This window comes from Streptomyces sp. AC627_RSS907 (genome assembly GCF_019049165.1).
This window is the reverse complement of record NZ_JAGMUE010000154.1, coordinates 1-1,047: the sequence shown is the minus strand read 5'-3', so window position 1 is coordinate 1,047 and position 1,047 is coordinate 1. Positions and strand designations below refer to the sequence as shown.

At 73.8% G+C, this 1,047-nt stretch carries 1 protein-coding gene; it reads left to right on the top strand.

Features of this window, described 5'->3' with window-relative positions; all coding sequences use genetic code 11:
• On the top strand, positions 1–1,000 hold a 1,000-nt coding region (gene eboE / locus KUM32_RS29325; protein WP_217144999.1), incomplete at its 5' end, for a metabolite traffic protein EboE.
• Between the last annotated feature and the right edge of the window lie 47 nt (positions 1,001–1,047).

Sequence of the window (1,047 nt, the reverse complement as noted above, 5' to 3'; positions counted from 1 at the left end):
CCAGGCCCTGGTCACCGACCCGTCCGCGCTGCGGGGGCTGCGTGGTGAGCTGGACCGGCGGGGTCTGGAGGTCGTCACCCTCAACGGGTTCCCGTACGAGGGGTTCGGTGCGGGGGAGGTGAAGTACCGGGTCTACCAGCCGGACTGGGCCGACCCGCAGCGCCTGGAGCACACCACCTCCCTGGCCCGCGTCCTAGCCGCACTGCTGCCCGACGACGTCACGGACGGCACCATCTCCACGCTGCCGCTGGCCTGGCGCACGGCCTACGACGAGACGCGCGCCGACAAGGCCCGCACGGCCCTGGTAGTGCTGGGCGAGCGCCTCGACGCCCTCCAGGAGCTGACCGGCCGCTCGATCCGCATCGGGCTGGAGCCGGAGCCCGGCTGCGTCGTGGAGAGGACCGGTGACGCGATCGCCCCGCTGACGGCGGTCGGCCACCCCCGTATCGGCGTCTGTGTCGACACCTGCCACCTCGCCACCTCCTTCGAGGACCCGCACACCGCCCTGGACGCCCTGGCCGCGGCCGGTGTCCGGGTGGTCAAGTCCCAGCTGTCGGCCGCCCTGCACGCCGAACACCCGCACCGCCGCGAAGTCCGCGCGGCCCTCGCCGCCTTCGCCGAGCCCCGCTTCCTGCACCAGACCCGCACCACCACCGTCTCCGGCGCCCTCACCGGCACCGACGACCTCCACGAAGCCCTCGCACAGGGCGGACCACTGCCCGACACCGCACCCTGGCGGGCCCACTTCCACGTCCCCCTGCACGCCGCCCCCACCCCACCCCTCACCTCCACCCTCCCCGTCCTCAAGACCGCACTGACCCGCCTGGTCGGCGGACCACACCCCCTCACCCGGCACCTGGAGGCCGAGACCTACACCTGGCAGGCCCTCCCACCCGAGCTGCGCCCCCACACCCGCGCCCAGCTCACCGACGGCATCGCCGCCGAGCTCACCCTCGCCCGCGACCTGCTGACCGACCTCGGCCTCAAGGAACTGCCATGACCCACCCCACCAGCACCCACAACCCCACCCCCCTGCTCGTCCTGGAC